Raw genomic sequence first — 19,588 nt, 5'->3', positions numbered from 1 at the left:
TGCGGCGTGTCGCAGCGCTCGTGTCGATCCGCCGGATCGAGGCTCCGACCATTCCAGGTCCGTTTTTGCGATGCCCTGGACGGCGCGCTCGCCGTTCGGCGCTCGCGAGCCGAGCGGAGGCCAGAGCGCTGCCGCCATCGATCTTCGCTGCGGTCAAAGGTTCTCGAAGGGGGAGGACTCATGTCAAACGTGGTGAGCATGGACGGACAGGACATCGACGTTGCCCGCTTCTCCCCCGAGCGCCCCCCGGCGCTCGTGCTAGGAGACATCACCCTGGTCCGGCCCCACGCGATGGCCGGGATCCCGGTCATCGTGGTGACCAAGGACCCGACCGACGCGGTTCTGTGCTCGCGCCACGTGAGCGCCGCGTGCCTCGTGCCCGGCTTCGACGAGGCGAGCCGGGCCGCGTCTGCAGCGACCCTGCTGCGCCTCGGGGCGCGGCTCCACGCCGCCCTCGGACGCAGGATCCCGCTGGCCTACGGCACCGACCCGCAGCTCGATCTCGTCTACCGCCACCGGAGAGCGCTGGCGCAGCACTTCCTGTTCCTCCTCAACGAGGAGGACGTGTGCTGGTCTCTCCTCGACAAGGAGGGTTTCTACGGCCTCTGCGAGGCGAGAGGCGTCCTCGCGCCGCGCACGCTGCGGCCCGGCGGCGATCCCGCGAGCTTGCGCGAGCCGCTCCTCGTGAAGCCGCGCCGCAAGTCGGCCTGGGCCGAGATCCAGCGCGATCTGCTCGGCGGCGCTGGCAAGGCGCGCCTCTTCAACACGCGGGCCGAGCTCCTTGCGCACCCGCATTTCGAGCGCCTCGAGCAGGACTTGATTGTCCAGGAACACATCCCGGGCGGCGTCGTCGATCTCGTGTCGTTCCACGGGTTCGCGGACGATGAAGGGGAGCTGCTCGCGTGGTTCTGCGGCCGCAAGCTCCGCACCTACCCGGCCTTCGCCGGCGAGAGCGCGGTCGTCGAGATCACGGGCGACGAGGCGGTCGCCGCGGCCGGGCGCGACGTCGCCGCGAAGCTTGGGCTCAAGGGGCCCTTCAAGATCGACCTCGTCCGCGACGCGAGGAGCGGCGCGCTCTACACCCTCGAGGTCAATGCCCGGTACACCCTGTGGAACCACGTGGGCGCCGCGGCGGGCGTCAATCTGCCGCGCGTCGCGTACGACTACCTGGTCGAGGGCCGGCGCCCGCCTGCGCCGCCGCGCGCCGCCCCGAGCTACCGCTGGCTCGACCTCTACCGTGTCTACCGCGCGTTCCGGGAGCAGCGCAGCAGCGCGTCCCTCGCGGGCTGGCTCGGCACGGTCGCCGGGGCGCGCACCGTCTATGACGCGTTCGCCTGGGACGATCCGAAGCCGTTCGCGAGATGGGCCAGCTCATTCATCACACGAAAGGTGGCGCGCCATGCTCTACGGGATCATCGCGGACATTCACGGTAACCTCGAGGCCCTCTCGGCCGTGCAGGCGTTCCTCGCGGAGCGGGGGGTGGAGCGCCTGCTCTGCCTCGGGGATATCGTCGGGTACAACGCGGACTCCGACGTGTGCGTGCGCCTGCTCGCGCGGCCGCCGACCCTCGCGATCGCGGGCAACCACGACCTCATCGCGATCGATCAGATCGGCACCGAGCGTTGCGGCACCAAGGCGGCGTTCGCGCTCCGGCGCACGCGCGTCGCGCTCTCCACGGACAGCAAGCGGGCCCTCGCCCTGCTGCCCAGGCGGCGCCTCATCGAGGGCGAGATCGTCCTCATCCACGGCGGCGTCGCCGACACCTGCCAGTACATGGTGAGCCCCGCGCACATCGAGGCGAACGCGCTGCTCCTCAGGGAGCATGAGCCGAGCGGGCGCATCTGCTTCTTCGGGCACACCCACGTCCAGGCGCTCTACGAGGTCGAGGCGGGGGTGGCGACGCCGCGGCCGACGGGCGAGCGGATCTCGCTCGACCGCGGGCGCAAATGCTTCTTCATCAACCCCGGCTCGGTCGACGCGGCCCGGAGGCGCGAGAAGCTCGCCGAGTTCGCCCTCTTCGACTCGTCGCGACAGGAGCTCTCGTTTCATCGGGTCCCGTATGAACACGAGCGCGCCGAGCGGCGCGCCGCCGAGGAGGGGTATCGAATGACATGGCTGGACAAGCGCATCGTCGCGGCGCGGGCGGCGCTTGCCCACCTGCGGCCACGATAGCGCTGAGGGGAGGGACGCCGCCGCCGCGCCTCTGCGAGGCCCGGCGGAGCGGCGGTGGACGGCGTGCGGGGTTGTGCGGAAGGGAGGGGGAGATGCTGCGGTTTCACCTGGTGACCGATGTCGCCGAGCTCGTCGCGATGCGTGGGGCTTGGGAAGAACTGATGGGGCGGAGCGGGATGAACGAGCCGATGCTCACGCCGGACTGGATGCTCGCCTGGTGGCGCGTGTTCGGGGCGCAGGGCCGCTCGCTGCGCGCCGCGCTCTTCTTCGATGGGCCCCGCCTGGTCGGCCTCGCCCCGCTGCTGGAGCGCCGCTGTCGGCACCGCAGCGGCATCCAGTTCCGCCGGCTGGAGCTCATCGCCTCAGGGGAGGATCAGGCCGACGAGGTCTGCTCTTGCAACCTCGGTGTCATCGCCGAGCGGGGCGCCGAGGCCGACGTCGCGCACGCGCTCGCCGGCGCGCTTGCGGGCGCGGCGCTCGGGGCCTGGGACGAGCTGGTGATGCCGGCCATGCGCCCCGACGGCGCGCTCGCCGTGATCCTCTCGCGCGAGCTCCGGCAGCGCGGCATCGACGCGCGGATCGAGGTCACGGACGCCTCGCCCTACATCCCGCTGCCGTCCAGCTGGGAGAAGTACCTGGGCGCGCTCTCCGCGTCGCGCCGCTACCTCGTGCGCCGCTCGACGCGCGATCTCGAGGCGTGGGCGGGCGGCACGCTGACGTTCGAGCGGGCGAAGACGCGCGCGGAGCTCGAGCGCGCGCGCGAGATCCTGCTCCGCTTGCACGCCGAACGCTGGTCGGCCGACGGGAGCGCGGGCGTGTTCGCCTCGCAGCGCTTTCGCGAGTTCCACGACGAGGTGATGCCCGCGATGTTCGAGCGCGGCGCCCTCGATCTCGCGTGGCTCTCGGCGCGCGGCGAGCCCATCGCGGCGCTCTATAACCTTGTGTGGGACAACAAGATCTACTTCTACCAGTGCGGGCGCAGGGTCGACCTGCCGAAGGGGCTCCGGCCCGGGACCGTGATCCACGCCTTTGCCATCCGCGCCGCGATCGCGGAGGGGCGGCACGAATACGATTTTCTGGACAGCCCTTGCCAGTACAAACTGGCCCTCTCGCTAGCGGCGCGGCCGCTCATCGAGCTCCGGGCCGCGCGCCCCTCGCTGAACGACAGCGCCCGCCGCGCCGCGGAGCTCGCCGCGCACGAGCTCCGCGCGCTGAAGCGGCGCGTCCTCGCGACGTGGCGCTCCGCCGCCGGGTCGCTCGCGCGCGGGCCCGCGGACGGGCAGGAGACCCCGCGCGGCGAGCCCGCAGTCGCCCAGGGAGATCCCGCCATCCCCCCGCGGGCTGTGCGGGAGCGAGCCGCCTCGGAGCGAGCCGTTCGCCAAGAACAGAAGTCCTAGGCTCCTGTCCCTTGCTCTGTGGCCCTCTGTTCCTCTTCTGTTGTGGGCAGAGGCCGGGGGGCCGGAATCGGAGGGGGGTCGGATCGGAATGGCAAGGTGGGAAGAACAGCTCAATGATCTTCCCACCTTCATGGGAACTCTCGCCGGGGAAATGCGACCGCTGCCCGGCGTCGCGGTGCGTCTCTCGGGGTGGCCTCAGAGGCCGACGGTAGCCCGGAAGAACTGGCCATGGCCCTCGATGACGTAGCTCCCCGACGAGAACGGGACGAAGATCGAGCCACCCTGGCGGAGCTCGCGGGCTGCGCCGCGCGCGTCGACCAGCGAGGCCTGTCCCCGGGTGCAGAGGACGATCTCGGGGCCTCGGCGGTCATCGGTCCTCCAGGGGGCCGCGGCGTCGAGCTCGATGCGGGAGAGCCGGAACTCCGGCGCTGGGGTGTCATAGAAGGACTCCACGCCCACCTGGCGCGGCACGATGGGCTCGACGCGCCACGGCGCGAAGTCGAGGACGCGAATCAGCTCGTCGACGTTGACGTTCTTCGGCGTGAGCCCGCCGCGCAGCACGTTGTCGGAGCTCGCCATGATCTCGATCCCGACGCCCTGCACATAGGCGTGCAGCCGGCGCGGCGGCAGGTACAGCGCCTCGCCCGGCTCGAGGTGCACGTCGTTGAGCAGGAGCGCGATCACGACGCCGACGTCGCCCGGGTAGAGCTCGTGCAGGCGGAGCGCCCAGCAGCGGCCCGCGCGAGCCATCCGCCCGCCTGGGCGCGCGCCCGGCACGCCTCGACCACCGAGGACACGAGCTCGCGCCGGGCGGCCGGCTCGAGCGCGAGCAGGCCCTGCACGAGCCGCGCGACCGCGGCCGCGTCGATCGCATCGGCGCTGCGCGGGACGAGCGCGTCTCCTGGGCCTCCGGCGAGGAGCTCGAAGACCTCCGGCAGGGCCGTGGCCGGCCGGAACCCGCAGAGGGCGTCGAACGGGGTGAGCGCACAGATGAGCTCGGGTTTGTGGTGCGGGTCGCGGTAGGTGCGCTCCGGGGCGTCGATCGGGACGCCGGCGGCGTTCTCCGCGTCGAACCCGCGCCGCGCCTGCGCCTCGTCCGGGTGTGCCTGGAGCGACAGCGGCTGGTCGGCCGCGAGCACCTTGAGGAGAAAGGGGAGCCGAGCGCCGAAGCGATCGCGCGCGGGTCCGCCGAGGAATGCGTCTGCGTGCCTGGAGATGGCGTCGATCAGGCGCTCGCGGCCCCCGTCGAGCTCGATGCACGAGGAGGCCGCCGGATGCGCTCCCATCCAGAGCTCGGCCTGCGGTTTGTCGGAGGGGCGCTGTCCGAGCAGCGTCGCGATGGCGTCCCGGGAGCCCCAGGCGTACTCCTGAACACGGTTCTCGAGCGAAAACATGGGGATAACGTGCTCCTGCAAGGCGCCACCCTACCTCATGGCACCCGGGAAATCAGCTCTCGATCGGGCTGTGAGCAGGCGCCGTTCCGGCTTTACGAGGTCGTGCGAGCGCTTTACGCTCGCCGGATGACGATGCGCCAGGACGACGCGAGGTTCACGCCCATCCTCGCGAGGCTGCGCGACGCCGCGCTGGCCTATCCCGAGGCCGTGGAGGAGTTCCCCTGGGGCGACCGTGTCGCCAAGGTGCGCGGGAAGATCTTCGTCTTCCTCAACACCCACGAAGGGAAGCTGCATGTCACGGCCAAGCTCCCGCAGTCCGGCGAGGCCGCGCTCATGCTGCCTTTCGCGGAGCCGACGGGGTACAACCTCGGCAAGAGCGGCTGGGTGACGGCGCGCTTCGGGCCGAAGGATCGCGTGCCCGAGGCGATGATGCTCGAGTGGATCGAGGAGAGCTATCGCGCGGTGGCGCCGAAGCGGGCTTTGCAGTCGCTGGAGGGGGCGGCGCCGAGGGAGTCTGGGACGAAAAGGGCTCCTGGAGACCGTGCGGCGGTGAGCCGGCGAGAGGTGCGGACGACGGCTGTTGCAGCGGGGAAGGCCGCGGCGGAGAAGGGGACTCCGGGGAAGAAGGCGGCGGCGACGAAGGGGTCTCCGACCAAGAAGGTGGTATCGGGGAAGGGGACTCCGGAGAAGAAGGTGACGGCGACGAAGGGATCTCCCGCCAAGAAGGTAACGGCGAAGAAGGGGGCTCCCGCTCAGAAGACGGCGGACAGAGCGGCTCTCGCCAAGAAGGCGGCGGAGAAGGAGAGCCGGCGAAGCCCGTAACGCTTGTGAACGAGGCGGCGCCAGCGGAGGCCGCCAGCGCGCCCGGCCGGTCAGGTTGAGTGCGTTCTGGCCGCCGCCGCGCGTCGAGACGGACTCTACACGCCGACGGAGGAACATCGATGCGCCACCGCGAGCCATCCAGGGATGCGCCGTCCGAGCCGCAACCGCATACCGCCAGGCGTCCTTCGTCCCCACCACGCTGGCGCCGGCTGCGGTTCTTCGTGCTCGCCGTCGCCGTGCTCTACCTCCTCGCGGTCGCGTCGATCTGGCTCGCCCTGCCCATCGTGGGCGACCGGTGGTGGCCAGGGACGCTCTTTCTCTTCGGCCCGCGCCAGATCGTCGCCCTCCCTCTCCTCGTGATCGTGCCCGCCGCGCTCCTCGTGCAGCGCCGCGCTCTCGTCCCGGCGGCGCTGGCCTCGGCGATCGTGGCCGGGCCGATCCTCGGCTTCACGTTCTCGCTCCGGGCCCTTTCCGGAGACGCCGACAGCGCCGATCTGCGCGTCGCCTCCTTCAACACGGGGAGCCGCGCCATGAACATCGATCGACTCAAGGGCTTCGTGGCCGAGACGCGGCCCGACGTGCTCGCGCTGCAGGAGTGCTCGGCGCCGGAGCAGGAGCTGAGCGCTGCATTCCCGGGGTGGTCCGTCCACGTAGACCACGGGATGTGCCTTGTGAGCCGGCACCCTCTCCTCGAGGTCGAGTCCAGGGATCGCCGCGACGTCTGGGATAAAGGCGGCCACGGCGCGATCCTCCGCTACGCGATCGCGCTGCCGGACGCGTCACGGCCGGGCGCCCATGAGCCGCCCGGTATGCGCACCTTCAGCCTGCTCAACCTGCACCTGGAGACGCCCCGCGATGCGATCGAGGCGCTGATGCACGGCCTGTGGAAGCAGGCGGAGGAGCACGACCGCGTCATCGCATTGCGTGTCTGGGAGTCCGAGCTCGCGCGGCAGTGGGTCGACGAGGCGCCCTATCCGGTCGTCGTCGTCGGCGACTTCAACATGCCGGTCGACAGCGCCATCTACCGGCGCTTCTGGGCGGGCTTCGAGAACGCGTTCTCGCGCGCCGGCCTGGGGTTCGGCGCGACGAAGCGCACGCGCTGGTTTGGCGTCCGCATCGACCACGTGCTCGCCGGGCCTGGCTGGACGACCGAGCGCGCGTGGGTCGGCCCGGATCTCGGCTCGGATCACCTCCCCATCGTCGCCGACCTGCGCTGGAGCGGCACCCCGCGCGAAGGGCGTGGGGAGCGCTAGCGCCGCGTCGCCGCGAGAATGAGCGGGGGAAGCTCGAGCCGACCCGTCATGCGCGCGCCGGACGCGGGCCGCACAGCGGGCGCAGCGCCTCGCGCTCGGCCGCGGACAGCACCGTGATGGGGTACTTCGGATCCCTGGTCGCGCGATCGAAGAACGGATGCGGCCACGCCTTGCCGCGGAGCGTCCAGCCAAGCAGCTTCCGGGCCGCGTGCGCGAGAAAGCGCACGCTCGGCCTCACCGACCCGGGCGGCGGCTCGCCGATCGCAAACTTGCCCATGATGGCGCCGCGCGGCGCGCCGAAGACCTCGTCGCACGGGAGCGCGCTCGGGGCTTGCTGGAACAGCTCGGTGACGATGCCGACGAACGGCAGCCGCGGCGTCAACGTGTTGCCCAGCGGCGTCTTGCAGCAGCTCGCGTACCAGCGATAGAGGCCCTTGGGCGTCAGGCGCGCCGCGACGACGAGCTCGCTGCCGCGGTCGAACGAGACCGCCGAAGGAGCCACCTGCACGATGTCCGTGCCGCCGTGCTCATCGAGCAGGTCGGCGCGGCCGAGATGGTGCGCGAACGCCTGACAATCGTCGCAGTAGCAGACTGCGCGGTTCACCGCGTCCGGCGATGCACCGCGCAGCCATCCGTGGACCTTTCCGCAGCGACACTGGAGCTCGACGTCTCTGGACATCCGGCTCGCATAGCACGGCTCGACGCGCGCCGTGCGCGCTTCCGGTCGTCAGCGGTCGAGGAAGTCCATCAGCCAGGTCATGGCCGGCCGCATGGTGCCGTTCGGCTGCTGGAGGCCCGTGTTGGCCCTCCAGGTGGAGCCGACGATGTAACCCCACAGCGTGATGCCAGGGACGGAAGGGTGGTTCCAGAACATCGTGAACTGTTCCTGCATCACCCGGCGCTGCTCCTCGTCGCTCGCGATGCCGATATCGTACTCGGTGATGTACACGGGCTTGCCCAGCGACGCGAGCTTGTCGATGTACCCCTTCACCGTGTTGGTGTTGAGCTTGTATGCGTCGTGGGCCTGCGCGCCGAGCGCGTCGACAGGGGCGCCTGCGTTGATCACCGCCCTCGCGATCCGCATGAAGTTCTGGTGCTCGCTCTCGTACTCGATGTTGTTGTAGTCGTTGAGGATCAGCTTCGCGTTCGGGCAGAACTCGCGAGCCCACTTGAAGGAGTTGACGATCCAGTCATAGCCGCTGGCGCCGTCGCCGCCGATGCCGTTCTTGTAAGAGGGCGTCGTGTGGGGCGGCGGCTCGTTGACGACGTCGATGTACTTCGTATCCGGGTAGCGCGTGCAGAACGACCGCATCCAGTCCCTCACGGCCGCCTGCTGCTCCGACCCGGAGAGCCCCGCGAGCCAGTCGGGCTGCTGGGCGCCCCAGACGAACGTGTGCTGTTTGAACACGATGCCGTTGTCCTTCGCGTACTTGTAGATCGCGTCGAGCTTGCTCCAGTCCTTCTGGCCGCGGCTCCTCTCGACGGAGCCCCACTTGCCCTCGTTCTCGGGCGTGATCTGGTTCCAGTAGTTCGCGAAGCCGGTGCGCACGGCGCCATTCGTCGTGATGTTGCCCACGAACTTCGCGCCGGTCGGGGTGCCGCCACCCGAGCCGCCCGAGCCGCCGGAGCCACCCGCACCGCCCCCGCCGCCGGCGCCGCCCGCGCCGCCCGCGCCGCTGCTCGCCGAGGAGCTTGAGGACGAGCTCGAGCTGCTGCTGCTGCTGCTCGATGAGGAGCTCGAGCTGCTGCTGCTCGATGAGGAAGTGCTCGTGCTGGTGCTCGAGCCGCCATTGCCCTTGACCGAGACGATCGTGGGGCTCCCGGTGCCGTTCGCGCAGAACCCCCATGATGTCGAGCGGCCCGCGGCCAGCGAGCCATTGTAGCTCTCGTTGGTGACGTTCAGCTGCCCACCCGACGTCGTGGAGCGCGCGTTCCACAGGTTGGCCAGCGTGGCGCCGTTGAGCCCGACCACCAGGCCCCACGACGTGGCCGGGCCGTTGCTCGTGTTCGTCACTGTCACGTTCGCGCAGTACCCGCCGGTCCATTGCGACTGGAACGAGAGCTCGGCCTTCATCGTGTTGTCCGGGCTGCTCAACCCCGACTCGAGGGCGTCGCTGTCTTCGAGGTCAGCAGGCTCCATGACGCAGGCGACCAGGCAGCACGCGAACGAAAAGGAAACAGGGCCAAATAAGCGATCGAACCGCATAAGGTCCTCCATGATCCGGCCGGCGGAGCCGCAAGATTGCGTTCAAGGCGAATAAATAATACAGAGTTGCGTCTGCGAGCCCTGCCGCCCATCGGGTCGAATTTGTAAGATTGTGGCCAGAGCGATATGCAATCGACAATGGCCGTTGCACGATCACACCGTGACTGTCGAAGAAAGATCTACACACGCCATGCCCGGCGCGAGACGAGGCCGAGCATGACATCTGACTTAAGCATGCACATGGGATCCGATGTCAAGCGCTTCGCGCGATCGGCTCCCTGATACAGTCCCGTTGCATTCACTGGCCCGCGACGGAACGACGTGCGCTCCGTCCGCCGCTCTGCAACTGCAACTGTAACGGTGGTTCGATGGCCGAGCCGTGCGCTCGGGGGGATACCGCTGCTCCCGCGGCGCGCGGGCGCGAAGTCAGAAGCCCGGGTGGATGCGTGGCCCGCGGGCCGCGCTCACCCCGCGGGGTGTGTCTCGGCGTCCGCGCAGCAGCGGAAGCCGACCTCGTAGCCGTAGTCGTCTTCCTTGTGAAAGGTCGTCATCGGGCGACATGCGCTCCGGATCGGACCCCACCATCCGCCCTTGAGTCCGCTGCGGCAAGGGGCCTTCTGATCGGTGCGCACCACCCACTCGTTGACGTTGCCGTTCAGGTCGAAGACGCCCGCCCACGAGGCGCACTCCGCGCGCCCGCCGGCCGGCTCGCGACCGTCCAGGCGCGCGAGCTCGGCGGCGCATCGCGCGTTCTGCTTGCACGCTTCGTAGTGGAGCAGCCGCTGGGAGTGGTCGGGAAAGCGGTAGTCTCGGTCCTGATTGCACGTCTCGGCATTCCGCTCGTAGCCGTAGACGTAAGGCAGCGACTCGGGACCTTCGCAGGCGAAATTGAACTCGGCCTCGGTGCAGAGCCGCTTGCCCTGCTCCGCGCAGAGCCCGGCGGCTTGCTCCCACGAGGTCAGCGTGCGCGGCAGCGCGCCCGGGACGTTCGGGTACTCGTACCGGTCCATGCAGAACGAGAGATGCTCGGTCTTCCCGGCGACGCACCGCGACGGCTCGCGGAATCGCAAGCATCGGGCGGCGACCCCCGGCTCGCCGTGGCGCTTTGTCCATTCGGGATGGTACTCGAGGCATTCCTGCACCACGGCGCTGCAATACTCGCCCTCCACCCGCACCATCCCGTCGGGGCAGCCCTGGGTCGAGCCGGGCAGCGCGATCGGCACCTCGATCATCGTCGGCTGGCCCGGCGGCTCGTCGTTCTCTGCGGCTGGAGGCTCGACCGGCAGCGGGTCCGAGTTCTCCACCTCTGCCGCCGGCATCTCGACCGGCAGCGGGTCGGTCATCTCCGCCTTCGTCGCGGGCGTCTCGACCGGCAGCGGGTCGGACATCTCCGCCGACTTCTCGGGAATCTCGGCGTGCCGGGCGTCGCCTCCACCTCCGCCCCCACTCCCGTCGCCGTACGAGGGACCGGTGCAGCTCAAGGTCGCAACGCCAAGCAGTGTCAGTACCGTGAAGCCCAGGATACGCACGTTAACCTCTTCCCACGTTTGGCTACATCAGCCTACAGACGTGGGCCAAAATTGATGCTGACCCGGGCTCGCCTCGATTTCTCCGCGAGCGTCGGGAGCCATCGGGAGGCATTGCAAAATCTCGGCCTGCTGCCTTACCCCGGAAAAGCCGGGTTACAGGGCTGTTGGCCGTTGCTTTGTCCCGTGGCGTGGCCGCCCGGTGGTCCAGGATGGCCGGCCAGCGCGGCCACCCCGGCACACCGGCCCGCGCGCGATATGCGCGCCCTGCCTCTGCTTCTTGCGCGGGTGGCTGGCTGGCCGCCGGCCTTTGCGCGCGTGCCGGCCGAGCTGTCCTGGCTGGCGGCCGCGCCGTCGGGCGAGGGCGTCGCGCGCCGTCACGTCGCGTCGACCGGAGGGCTCAGGCGGAGATCTGGGCCTCTCCCCTCTGTCGCGCCGGCACGCCGAGGCCACAGGCGGGCCACGTCAGGAGGTCAGCGCGCGTCCAGTATCCGCGGAACTGCATGGCTACTTGCAGGTCTGGAAGCCGCGGTGTGCACCGCGCGAGCGCTGGCGCCGGCCTCCTGGTGGCCAACGAGCTTGAGGGGCGCGGGGCGAGGGGGCTCCGCGAGATCAAGGACATCGTGTTTCGAGCTCATGGAGTTCTCGAATCACCCGCTGGAGCGGCCCGGAGAGCTCGTCGGGATCGCCCCTCCGATCGCCTCGAATGCGCGACGTCCGTGTGGAGCTCCGGAGGTGGGGTCTTGGCCTGTTCATCGCACGACGCTCCGTCGCAGCGCATGGCGGCATGCGGAGCGCGGCGGGCGGATGCGCGACGCTCACCGTCGAATTGCCCGACGGCGGGCGTCGGGGCCAGGGCCGCCGCTTCTACGCGGGGTTCCCCTCGTCGTCCCACGTGGAGAAGCCGGGCGCGTCCGGGTGAGCGGTCCTCACCACGCAGAAGCGCTGGCCGGTCGGCGCCTCGAGCACCCACCACGTCGAGGCCTGCGTGATCCGCTTGGCGCCGAGCCGCTCGAGGCGGCGCACCTCGGCTTCGACGTCGTCGGTCTCGATGTCGAGGTGAACGCGGCTCCCGTGCTTCACGCTCTGCACCTCGACCGAAAGATCGCGCGTAGACGCGTCCAGGCGGACGTACGCCTCGCCGTCCCGGCCGCGCGATCGCATCCCGAGCGCCGCGCTCCAGAAACGCGCGGCGCTATCGAGATCGTCGGTTCGGCAGTCGATGATGAACCCAGCCAGGCGACTCTTGTGCATGCGCTCTGTTACCACGGCTCCCACGGTGTGGCCGCGACGTGATGCGCCCGGGTGAGTGAGATTGCTGCCTGCGCATCAGCGGATAGGGTGCGTCGCCGTGGTCAGAGGTCCAGCGTCGGCTCCTGGAGCATCAGGCTCACGTCCGCCACGCCGGGCAACGCCTGCAGGCTCGTCACGAGGCCGGCCCGCAGGTCGGGGTGGCGAACGCGGATCTGGTAGGCGTGCTCCATGACGGTGCCCTGCGCCGCCTCGCGCAGGGTGACGAGCGAGAAGGTGCCGCAGTGCTCGCGGAGGATGCCCGCGATCGCGCCGGCGATCTCCGTGCCGGCCTGGCCGGCCGGCGCCACGAACCGGAGCAGCCCGTCCGGCTGCCGGCGCGACCCGTAGCCGGTGACGTGGAGCAAGAGCGTCGCGACGCCGAACATCGCCGCCCCCGCGATCGCCGCGCCGTAGGCCCGCGCGCCGCTCGCCATGCCGATGGTGAGCGACGCGAAGACGAACACGACGTCGCGCGGATCGCGCAGCGTGGTGCGGAACCGGATCGCGGAGACGCCCCCCGCGATCCCGATGCCGGCCGCGATGTTGTTGCCGACGGCGAGCATGAGCGTGCACGTGATGATGCTGCCGAGCGCCATGCTCTGGACGACCGTCCGGGAGTACGAGAGGCCGCGGAACGTGAGCATGTAGACGCCGGCGATGCCCTGCGTGAGCCCGAAGGCGACGAGCAGGGAGATGAGCGCCTCGCGCCACTCGACGGCCCCGCCGTGCGAGAGCGCCGCGAGCCAGTCCATCATTGCCACCCTGCGACCCGGGCCGACCGCGCCTCCGGCAGCGTCAGCTGCGCGGTGACGCCGTAGCAGTACTTGGAGAACGAGTGCCGGACGAGGTCGAGGCGTCGCACGAGCGCCACCATCCACGGCGGCGGCCTGCGCTCGAACTTGAGCTCGAGCACGCAGACGGGCTCGGGCGTCTGCGTCTGGACGGGGTGGTCCACCGGGCGCCACCCCCCTTCGGAGGCGTCGAGATCCATCGTTTCCCTGCGCTGACAGACGATCTTCCGGTCGAACGTCAGGCGCGCGTAGGTGTCGATGGTGCTCTCGTACGCCTCGCGCTCGTAGTCGACGAGGAGCGCCGGCCTGAGGTCGTGGCGGTGGAACGCGCCGATGAACTTCTCCGCGGCCTTCCGCGCGCCCGGCGAGAGCCGATCGAGCGAGGGGGGGCGGCCGGGCGCGAGCAGATCGCGCCAATCGCTCGCCGGCACCGCCGCGCGCGACTTGATGATCACATCCTGGACGCGCCGCTTCACCTCCAGGAAGGCCGGGCTGGTCTTCCCAGGATAGTTGCGCACCCGCAGCTTGAAGCGGTCGCGCTGCTCGCGGGCGTTGGCCCAGTAGAGGTCGAACCCGCGTGTGTCGAGGTAGAGCGACCGGATGCGGTACACGCCGTCCGGGCCGGCGTACCGGTCAATCCGGCCGACCGAGCAGGCCGTGGCCCGGATATCCGGGACGAGGCGCTCCGGCACCAGGTACTTGAACTCGTATCGTTCGATGACGTCCAGGACTCTCGCCTCCTCGGTCGTCAAGGGCAAGAGCGCCGCGCTGCCGCGCGTCGCGAAATTGTTACGGTAGCCACGCAATAATGACACAAATTTCACCCGCGTCCGCAAGCGGAATTCATCTCTGGTCCACGAGATCTTTGTGCTTTCCCTGCAACGTGCGCGCCTGCGGCAGCGCTGCTGGGGGGAGCGCCCGGCGCGGCGCGGCGCGGGGCCTGGCGCTGTTCCTCGCCCTGGGCTGCCGGGGCTCGGGGGCGGTGCCGGCGGGGCGGACCTTCGGCTGCCGGGGTGACGCGGGCCGGCGCGCTCCTCGGCGTCGGCGCGTGCTCCGGCGTGGTCGCTGGTAGGGGGCCCGCGGACGTGTTGTCGCTGCCTGTCTGTGCCACGAGCGCCCGGCTCATGATCGCGTCGTCATGAGTCGATCTCGTGAGCCGTTCCTCGCGGGCGGCGAAGCCGTCGCGACGCGCCACGCTCGCGCTCCTCGACGCGCGGTGTCGGCGCGTGGCTGCTCGCCTTGTGGGCGTATCGCGCCTCCAGTACCCTCCGCGCGATGCGGAGCTCTTTTTCCTGGGGTATTGCGCTCGCAACCCTCTTCCTCGGGTGCGCCGATCTCCTCGGGATCAGGGACGTGACCCGCGACCCGGCATCGGGCGGTGGCGGTGACGGTGGCGCGAGCGCCGGCAGCGGCGGCGGCGAGAGCGCCGGCAGCGGCGGCGGCGGCGGGAGCGCCGGCAGCGGCGGCGGCGGAGAGCCGCATGCTCCCACGACACCGGTCCCGAGGCTGCCGATCCAGGACAGCCCGGTCGGCTCGATGCTCGTGCCCGACACGCGGCGGCCCACCTTCGTCTGGGAGCCGTCGGTGTCGCCCGCAGGCGACCCGATCGAATACACGGTCGAGCTCGGTCAGGACCCGACGTTTGCCGCTGTGATCACCTCCGAGACGACGACGGCGACGCGCTGGCGGCCGGCCGCGGATCTCGAGGGCTCCGCGGCTCCTCCCGTGGGCGCCCGCGTCTACTGGCGGGTCCGCGCGTGCTCGGGGGGCGCCTGCTCCGCTCCCTCTGCGGTCCGGTGGATCAACGTGGGACGGGGGCACCACGATCTCAACGGCGACGCCTTCGACGACATCCTCGTGGGGGCGCTCGAGTATCAGATCCCGGAGTACATCCCTTGCGGAGCCGCCTACGTCTTCCTGGGCGGCGCGGGCGACGGCTTCGACCCGGCGCCGGATGGGACCCTCGTCGGGATCAACAACCGCACCGGCGGCGCCATCGAGGGGGCCGGCTACGGGGGCAACGTGGCGACCGCGGACCTGAACGGCGACGGCTTCGCCGAGGCGGTGGTCGCGGGCACGACCTTCGCGGACCTCAAGGGCATGGTCCGCGTGCTCCAGGGGAGCTCGAAGGAGCCCGGGACGTGGGCCGCGAGCGCGGATTTCTCGGGGAACCTCGCTGGCGATGAGCGCAGGTTCGGCAGCGCGCTGGCCTCCGGGGACATCGACGCAGACGGCTACGCCGACCTCGTGGTCGGCGCGCCGGGAGGCGGCCCCAACTTCGACGAGCCGGGTAACGCCTACGTCTATCGGGGCGGGCCAGAGGCGTTCGATACGGTCGCCGACACGATGTTCTCGGGGGTGCAGAGCGGCAGCAAGTTCGGCACCTCGGTCGCATCGGCGGACTTCAACGGCGATGGCTTCTCGGACATCGCCGTCGGGGCGCCCGGCAGCCAGCGCGTCTACGTCTATTTCGGCTCGGCCGGCGCGCTCGACACAACGCCTGACGGCCTGCTGATCGGCGAGGGCGAGGGCGAGGGCGAGCTCGGACGAGCGGTGGGCGCGGGCGACGTCAACGGAGACGGGTTCGCGGACTTGCTCGTGGGAGATCCGGGGAAGAACATGGCCTTCCTGTACCTCGGCGGGCCAGGCGGGGAGTTCGACACGACCGCCGATCTGGAGCTCCACGGCGAGGCGCCGGCCGATCGCTTCGGTCAGACCGTGTCATCGAGCGGTGACCTCGACGGGGATGGCTTCGTGGAGATGGTGGTGGGCGCGCCGGAGGCCGGCCTCAACGGCAAGGCGTACGTATACCGCGGCGGCGCGGGCCTCGACGGGGAGCCCGACGCCTCGATGAGCGGACAGCGCAGCGGCACGCGCGAGACGAAGATCTCGCGCGCCGGCGACTTCAACCGCGACGGGCTCGGGGATCTCGTCATCGCGTTCGGAGGCGGCAAGGAAGTCCTCGTGTACCTCGGCGGCGACCTCGGCGACCGCTCGCAGGCATCTCTCGCTGGGGCGGGAGGCATGAGCAACGAGCGGTTCGGGTCCGCTGTATCGCCGTAGCGGCGCGCGCCGCGCCTGCGCTCGGCAGCGCGGTTTTTTCCGACCCGCGATCGACCCATTGCGCGTGAATTTGTTGAAGGCCGCCTGGATCCAGGCGAGATCGTCGAGCGACCCGCATGCGTCCGGTACCCGACCTCCTCGCCGTCCTCCAGCAGATCGTGCGGCGGGCCATGGCCGTTCTCCCGTACGCGCCGCGCGGCAGCCTGCTGATCCGCGAGGGCGACCGCTTCGTGGCCAGAGCGCTGGTCGGGTTCGACTCGCCACCTGGGTTTTCCTCGCGCGTCCCGGTCGGCGCAGAGCTCGCCGACGGGGGGGCCGCGCTCGGCGCTGCGGCGCCTCTTGACGCCGCGCACGCGAGCCGCATCGTCGATGCGCGGGCCTGGTACCGGATGTACCTGCCTTTCGCGATCGAGGCGGGCAGCGGCGTCCCCGAAGGCGCCGGGCTCCTGGTCGCGCCCATCCAGCTCTGCGGCGAGCCGGCCGGCTATCTCGCCGTCGAGCAGGCCACCATGGCGTCTCCGGGCGAGGAGCGCTGCGCCACGATCGACGTCCTGGCGGGCACGGCCGGAGACGCGCTGGAGCGGCACAGGCTCTATGACGACAAGGCGAGCGCTGCGCAGGAGATCCGCCTGTTCGAGCGGCTTCTCCACGAGGTGGGCACGACGCCCGCGCTGCACGACCTCATCGAGACCATCGCTCACGGCATCAAGAGCGTGCAGCTCGACCCGAGCTGGAACACGGTGGAGATCTGGCTGCTCGAGGAGGACCGCGTCGGGGACGGCCCTGGGCTCGCGCGAGGCGACCTCTGCGCCCGTGTCTACCGGGCTCCGGCGTCGGAGCCGACGACCTACTTCCAGAACATCCGCGCCGGCGCGGACAGCGCCGCGCGGCCCCTCGGCGTTTCCATCGACTGGCGGTCCGGCCACGGCGGCGACGGCGAGGGCTCTCAGCGCGCCCTGCTCGACGAGGCGATCCGCCGCCGCATGTCCGGCATCATCATCGCGCCCAGCAACCCCGAGAGCGCGGAGGAGGTGTTCCGGCAGGCGGCCGAGATGGACATCCCGGTCGTCGTGATCGACACGCCTCCGTTGCCGGGCAGCCGGGCGCCGCTCTACATCGGCACGGACAACGTGGCGTCGGGCAGGTTGGCGGCCGAGGTGATGAAGCGGCTGCTCCCGGGCGGCGGCGTCGTCGCGTCCCTCGGCGCCGTGGGGCTCGCGCTGAACGTCCGCGAGCGCGTCGATGGCTTCTGGGAGGCGGCGCTCGGGTCGAACCTCACGGTGCTGCCGACGATCCCGTGCGACTGGGATCAGGAGGCCGGGACGAGGCTCGCCACGGTGGCGCTCGAGGGGCGGTCCGACGTCGCGGGCGCCTTCGGCGCCGCCGCGGACAACGGGCCGTCCTGGGGCCGAGCGGCGCGAGCCCTCGGCCGGGCCGGGGATCTCAAGATCGTCGGCTTCGATCTCGTCGCCCGCACGGTCGCCCTGCTCCGGCAGGGGGCGATCCACGCGACGATCGTCCAGCGCGAGGACGACATGGGCTTCCGCGCCGTCGAGACGATCCACCGGATGATCACGCGCGGCGTCGGGCCGACCCTCGCCGAGCTGCCGCCTTCCCGGGTCCTCCACACCCGCGTCGATTGCGTCACCCTCGAGCAGACGCCTTGGTCCACGGCGCTGAGCGATTACCTCTCTCTCGAGGCCGCCCGCCGGGCCGCGGCCGGGAGCGGCGGGCGGATCGCGCCCGTCGCCCCTGCGATCGAGGTCATGATGATCGGGCTCTCGTCCCCGTCGAGCTCCGTCGTCGAGGACCAGGTCTCGATCCCGACGCGCTCGCTCGTGCGCCGCGCGATCGAGTCGGGCCGCTCGGTCGTGATCGACCCCGCCGAGGGGGGAGCGGACGCCGCCCTGCCCGCCGCGCACGACGGCGCGCGCACGGCCATCGCCGTGCCGCTGCAAGGCCGCGGCAACGTCCTCGGCGCCCTCGTCCTGAGCAGCGCTCGCAGGGAGGCGTGCGGCGCGGGCGACGTGGCGTTCCTCGTCCGCGTCGCCGGCACGGTGGCGATCGGCGTCGAGAACGCCCGGCTGCTCCGCCGCATCTCCGCGCGGAGCGAGGAGCTCGAGCGCGCCAACCTGCAGCAAGCGGCGATGCTCCAGACCATCCGCGAGCTCTCGAGCCCCGTGGTGCCCATCGCGGACGGCATCCTCGTGATGCCCGTCGTGGGCGTCATGGATGCCCAGCGCTCAGGCGACTTCATCGCGTCGATGCTCCGCGAGATCGACGCGAAGCGCGCGCGCGTCGTGCTGATCGACGTCACCGGCATGGCGTTCGTCGACGCGACGGCGGCGTCCCGGCTCGTCGAGGCGGCGCAGGCGGCCGCGCTGCTCGGCGCCGAGGCGGTGCTCGTCGGCATCCGGCCGGAGGCCGCGCAGATGATGGTCCGGCAAGGCCTGGACGTCGGCTCGACGGCGACGCACGCCAACCTGGCGAGCGGCTTCCGCTATGCGCTCTCGAAGGTGCGCCGCCGCGCGGCGAAGCGCGGCTGACCGCGCGGCGGCTACTCCGCCCCGGCGGGCGGCGCCTCGATGGCGTTGCACGACCAGAGGCCGGTCGCGGCGTTGAGGTCCGGGCGGGCGTTGATGATGTCCTCGACGTTCGCGCGCGCCTCGGCGCGATCGGCGTTGTCCTCGCGCTTGTCCACGATCTGGATGTCGTGGGCGGTGACCACGTCCTGGATGCCCTCAAGGCGCTGTGTCGCGTCGTCGACGGCGAACATGCCGACGAAGACGGGTATCTTCCCGCCGTTTCGCAGGATCTTCACGATCTCGTTGCGGAGCAACGGCTATTGCGAGCAGAGCTGGGGATCCGATTTGCATTGGCACTGATTTCTACGCTCGGTGTCATTCCATTCGCAATAGCCGCACAACGCGTGCCTTTGACTCTTGCAGTACTGGTCGCACGCCGCGCCCCCGAGGAAGCCGAAGTCGCAGACGTGAGGAGCCTCAGACCAGGACACTGGCCTGGCGAGGCCCTCGAGGGGCGCGTGGCTGAGGGCGCTCTGGGCCGGCGTAGTCTCTGACGGATCGCCGTCTTGCGGTGTCTCGTTGTAAGGTGAGCTGTCGACGACACAACCGGCGAGCCATCGCGCGCCAAGAGCGACGCATGTCCACAGCGCGGCATTCTTGAAGATGATCTTGCTCGTCATGTTTGGGCCCTGTCCTCCCCTGATGCTTCGCTGATTCCGTGTTTCCACACGAGCGCCGTCAGCACCTGCACGAGGTGCTTGCGCCGGCGCTGGCCGTGTCCATGCGGCGCCGTGGCCGCGCGAGGCAAGCGGGAGCGCCCTGATCGACGGCAGCGCGTTGGTGGGGGGTTGACCGGCGTCGGGCCCTGACAGGTCCCGGTGGGAGACGCGCGGCGGATGTCGTGGACTGCGGGCGATGGTGACCGCACCACCGCCGACGACGGCGCTTATCGCCTCGCGAACCCGAGGCGCGTCGCCTTGCCATGCATCTCGCGGAACACCGCGAGCTCGAAGGCCCACTCACGGAGGCGTCCGCCGCCGATCCGGAGCGGGTCCTGGGCGCTCTGGTCGGGGCCGGCGACAAAGCCGTCGAGCGATATCGAGATCTCGAAACGCAGCTTGCTCATGTCGTGCTCTCCTCGAAGC

17 protein-coding genes are annotated in these 19,588 nt (G+C 70.6%); 7 read left to right on the top strand and 10 right to left on the bottom strand.

The features are described 5' to 3' along the window. The first annotated feature begins 180 nt into the window (after positions 1-180). The 3 genes from POL72_RS03645 to POL72_RS03635 all read left to right on the top strand — a co-directional run bounded on the left by POL72_RS03645 (position 181) and on the right by POL72_RS03635 (position 3,570). Positions 181-1,434 carry a carboxylate--amine ligase gene (locus tag POL72_RS03645; protein ID WP_272093595.1) on the top strand — a complete coding sequence of 418 codons (1,254 nt, stop codon included), beginning with the start codon at positions 181-183 and terminating at the stop codon, positions 1,432-1,434. Further along, positions 1,400-2,173 carry a metallophosphoesterase family protein gene (locus POL72_RS03640; protein WP_272093594.1) on the top strand — a complete coding sequence of 258 codons (774 nt, stop codon included), beginning with the start codon at positions 1,400-1,402 and terminating at the stop codon, positions 2,171-2,173. Before POL72_RS03645 ends, POL72_RS03640 begins: the two co-directional genes overlap by 35 nt. Positions 2,174-2,265: 92 nt before the next feature. Continuing rightward, positions 2,266-3,570 carry a GNAT family N-acetyltransferase gene (locus tag POL72_RS03635; RefSeq protein WP_272093593.1) on the top strand — a complete coding sequence of 435 codons (1,305 nt, stop codon included), beginning with the start codon at positions 2,266-2,268 and terminating at the stop codon, positions 3,568-3,570. Positions 3,571-3,765: 195 nt separating this feature from the next. On the opposite strand, the gene POL72_RS03630 is transcribed toward POL72_RS03635, so the two are convergent. Both POL72_RS03630 and manA read right to left on the bottom strand, forming a co-directional pair. Continuing rightward, on the bottom strand, positions 3,766-4,320 hold the full coding sequence (locus POL72_RS03630) for a cupin domain-containing protein (RefSeq protein WP_272093592.1): 555 nt from the start codon (positions 4,318-4,320) through the stop codon (positions 3,766-3,768). Then, positions 4,251-4,964 carry a mannose-6-phosphate isomerase, class I gene (gene manA, locus POL72_RS03625; protein WP_272093591.1) on the bottom strand — a complete coding sequence of 238 codons (714 nt, stop codon included), beginning with the start codon at positions 4,962-4,964 and terminating at the stop codon, positions 4,251-4,253. Before manA ends, POL72_RS03630 begins: the two co-directional genes overlap by 70 nt. A gap of 126 nt (positions 4,965-5,090) precedes the next feature. On the opposite strand from manA, the gene POL72_RS03620 reads away from it, so the two are divergent. Both POL72_RS03620 and POL72_RS03615 read left to right on the top strand, forming a co-directional pair. After that, on the top strand, positions 5,091-5,786 hold the full coding sequence (locus POL72_RS03620) for an MmcQ/YjbR family DNA-binding protein (RefSeq protein WP_272093590.1): 696 nt from the start codon (positions 5,091-5,093) through the stop codon (positions 5,784-5,786). A 221-nt stretch (positions 5,787-6,007) separates the two neighbouring features. Then, positions 6,008-7,039: an endonuclease/exonuclease/phosphatase family protein gene (locus POL72_RS03615; RefSeq protein ID WP_272093589.1), complete on the top strand. Its 1,032-nt coding sequence runs from the start codon at positions 6,008-6,010 to the stop codon at positions 7,037-7,039. A gap of 46 nt (positions 7,040-7,085) precedes the next feature. Here POL72_RS03615 and POL72_RS03610 read toward each other — a convergent pair whose 3' ends face one another. The 6 genes from POL72_RS03610 to POL72_RS03585 form a co-directional block, all read right to left on the bottom strand. Continuing rightward, positions 7,086-7,718, bottom strand: a complete 633-nt coding sequence (locus POL72_RS03610; protein ID WP_272093588.1) for a DUF6151 family protein — start codon at positions 7,716-7,718, stop codon at positions 7,086-7,088. Positions 7,719-7,766: 48 nt separating this feature from the next. Then, positions 7,767-9,179, bottom strand: coding sequence for an endo-1,4-beta-xylanase (locus POL72_RS03605; protein ID WP_272093587.1), 1,413 nt, complete (start codon positions 9,177-9,179; stop codon positions 7,767-7,769). A gap of 530 nt (positions 9,180-9,709) precedes the next feature. Continuing rightward, positions 9,710-10,633: an SUMF1/EgtB/PvdO family nonheme iron enzyme gene (locus POL72_RS03600; protein ID WP_272093586.1), complete on the bottom strand. Its 924-nt coding sequence runs from the start codon at positions 10,631-10,633 to the stop codon at positions 9,710-9,712. Positions 10,634-11,638: 1,005 nt separating this feature from the next. After that, positions 11,639-12,025, bottom strand: a complete 387-nt coding sequence (locus POL72_RS03595) for a VOC family protein (RefSeq protein ID WP_272093585.1) — start codon at positions 12,023-12,025, stop codon at positions 11,639-11,641. A 101-nt stretch (positions 12,026-12,126) separates the two neighbouring features. Beyond that, on the bottom strand, positions 12,127-12,819 hold the full coding sequence (locus POL72_RS03590) for a DUF4956 domain-containing protein (protein WP_272093584.1): 693 nt from the start codon (positions 12,817-12,819) through the stop codon (positions 12,127-12,129). After that, positions 12,816-13,670 (bottom strand): polyphosphate polymerase domain-containing protein, encoded by an 855-nt coding sequence (locus POL72_RS03585; protein WP_272093583.1) that lies wholly within the window; start codon positions 13,668-13,670, stop codon positions 12,816-12,818. The genes POL72_RS03590 and POL72_RS03585 overlap by 4 nt, the downstream gene beginning before the upstream one ends. A gap of 460 nt (positions 13,671-14,130) precedes the next feature. On the opposite strand from POL72_RS03585, the gene POL72_RS03580 reads away from it, so the two are divergent. Next, entirely contained in the window at positions 14,131-15,918 is a 1,788-nt protein-coding gene (locus POL72_RS03580; protein WP_272093582.1) for an FG-GAP-like repeat-containing protein, read from the top strand. 116 nt (positions 15,919-16,034) lie between these two features. Next, the gene (locus POL72_RS03575; RefSeq protein ID WP_272093581.1) at positions 16,035-18,464 is read left to right on the top strand and encodes a substrate-binding domain-containing protein; all 2,430 of its coding nucleotides are present in this window, start codon (positions 16,035-16,037) and stop codon (positions 18,462-18,464) included. An 11-nt stretch (positions 18,465-18,475) separates the two neighbouring features. Here POL72_RS03575 and POL72_RS03570 read toward each other — a convergent pair whose 3' ends face one another. Together POL72_RS03570 and POL72_RS03565 are read right to left on the bottom strand one after the other, a co-directional pair. After that, on the bottom strand, positions 18,476-18,739 hold the full coding sequence (locus POL72_RS03570) for a type 1 periplasmic-binding domain-containing protein (protein ID WP_272093580.1): 264 nt from the start codon (positions 18,737-18,739) through the stop codon (positions 18,476-18,478). Positions 18,740-19,389: 650 nt separating this feature from the next. Further along, entirely contained in the window at positions 19,390-19,569 is a 180-nt protein-coding gene (locus POL72_RS03565; protein WP_272093579.1) for a hypothetical protein, read from the bottom strand. Positions 19,570-19,588: the final 19 nt, after the last annotated feature.

The sequence above is a fragment of the Sorangium aterium genome (assembly GCF_028368935.1).
Classification (GTDB): domain Bacteria; phylum Myxococcota_A; class Polyangia; order Polyangiales; family Polyangiaceae; genus Sorangium; species Sorangium atrum.
This window is presented reverse-complemented; position numbering and strand designations above follow the sequence as displayed.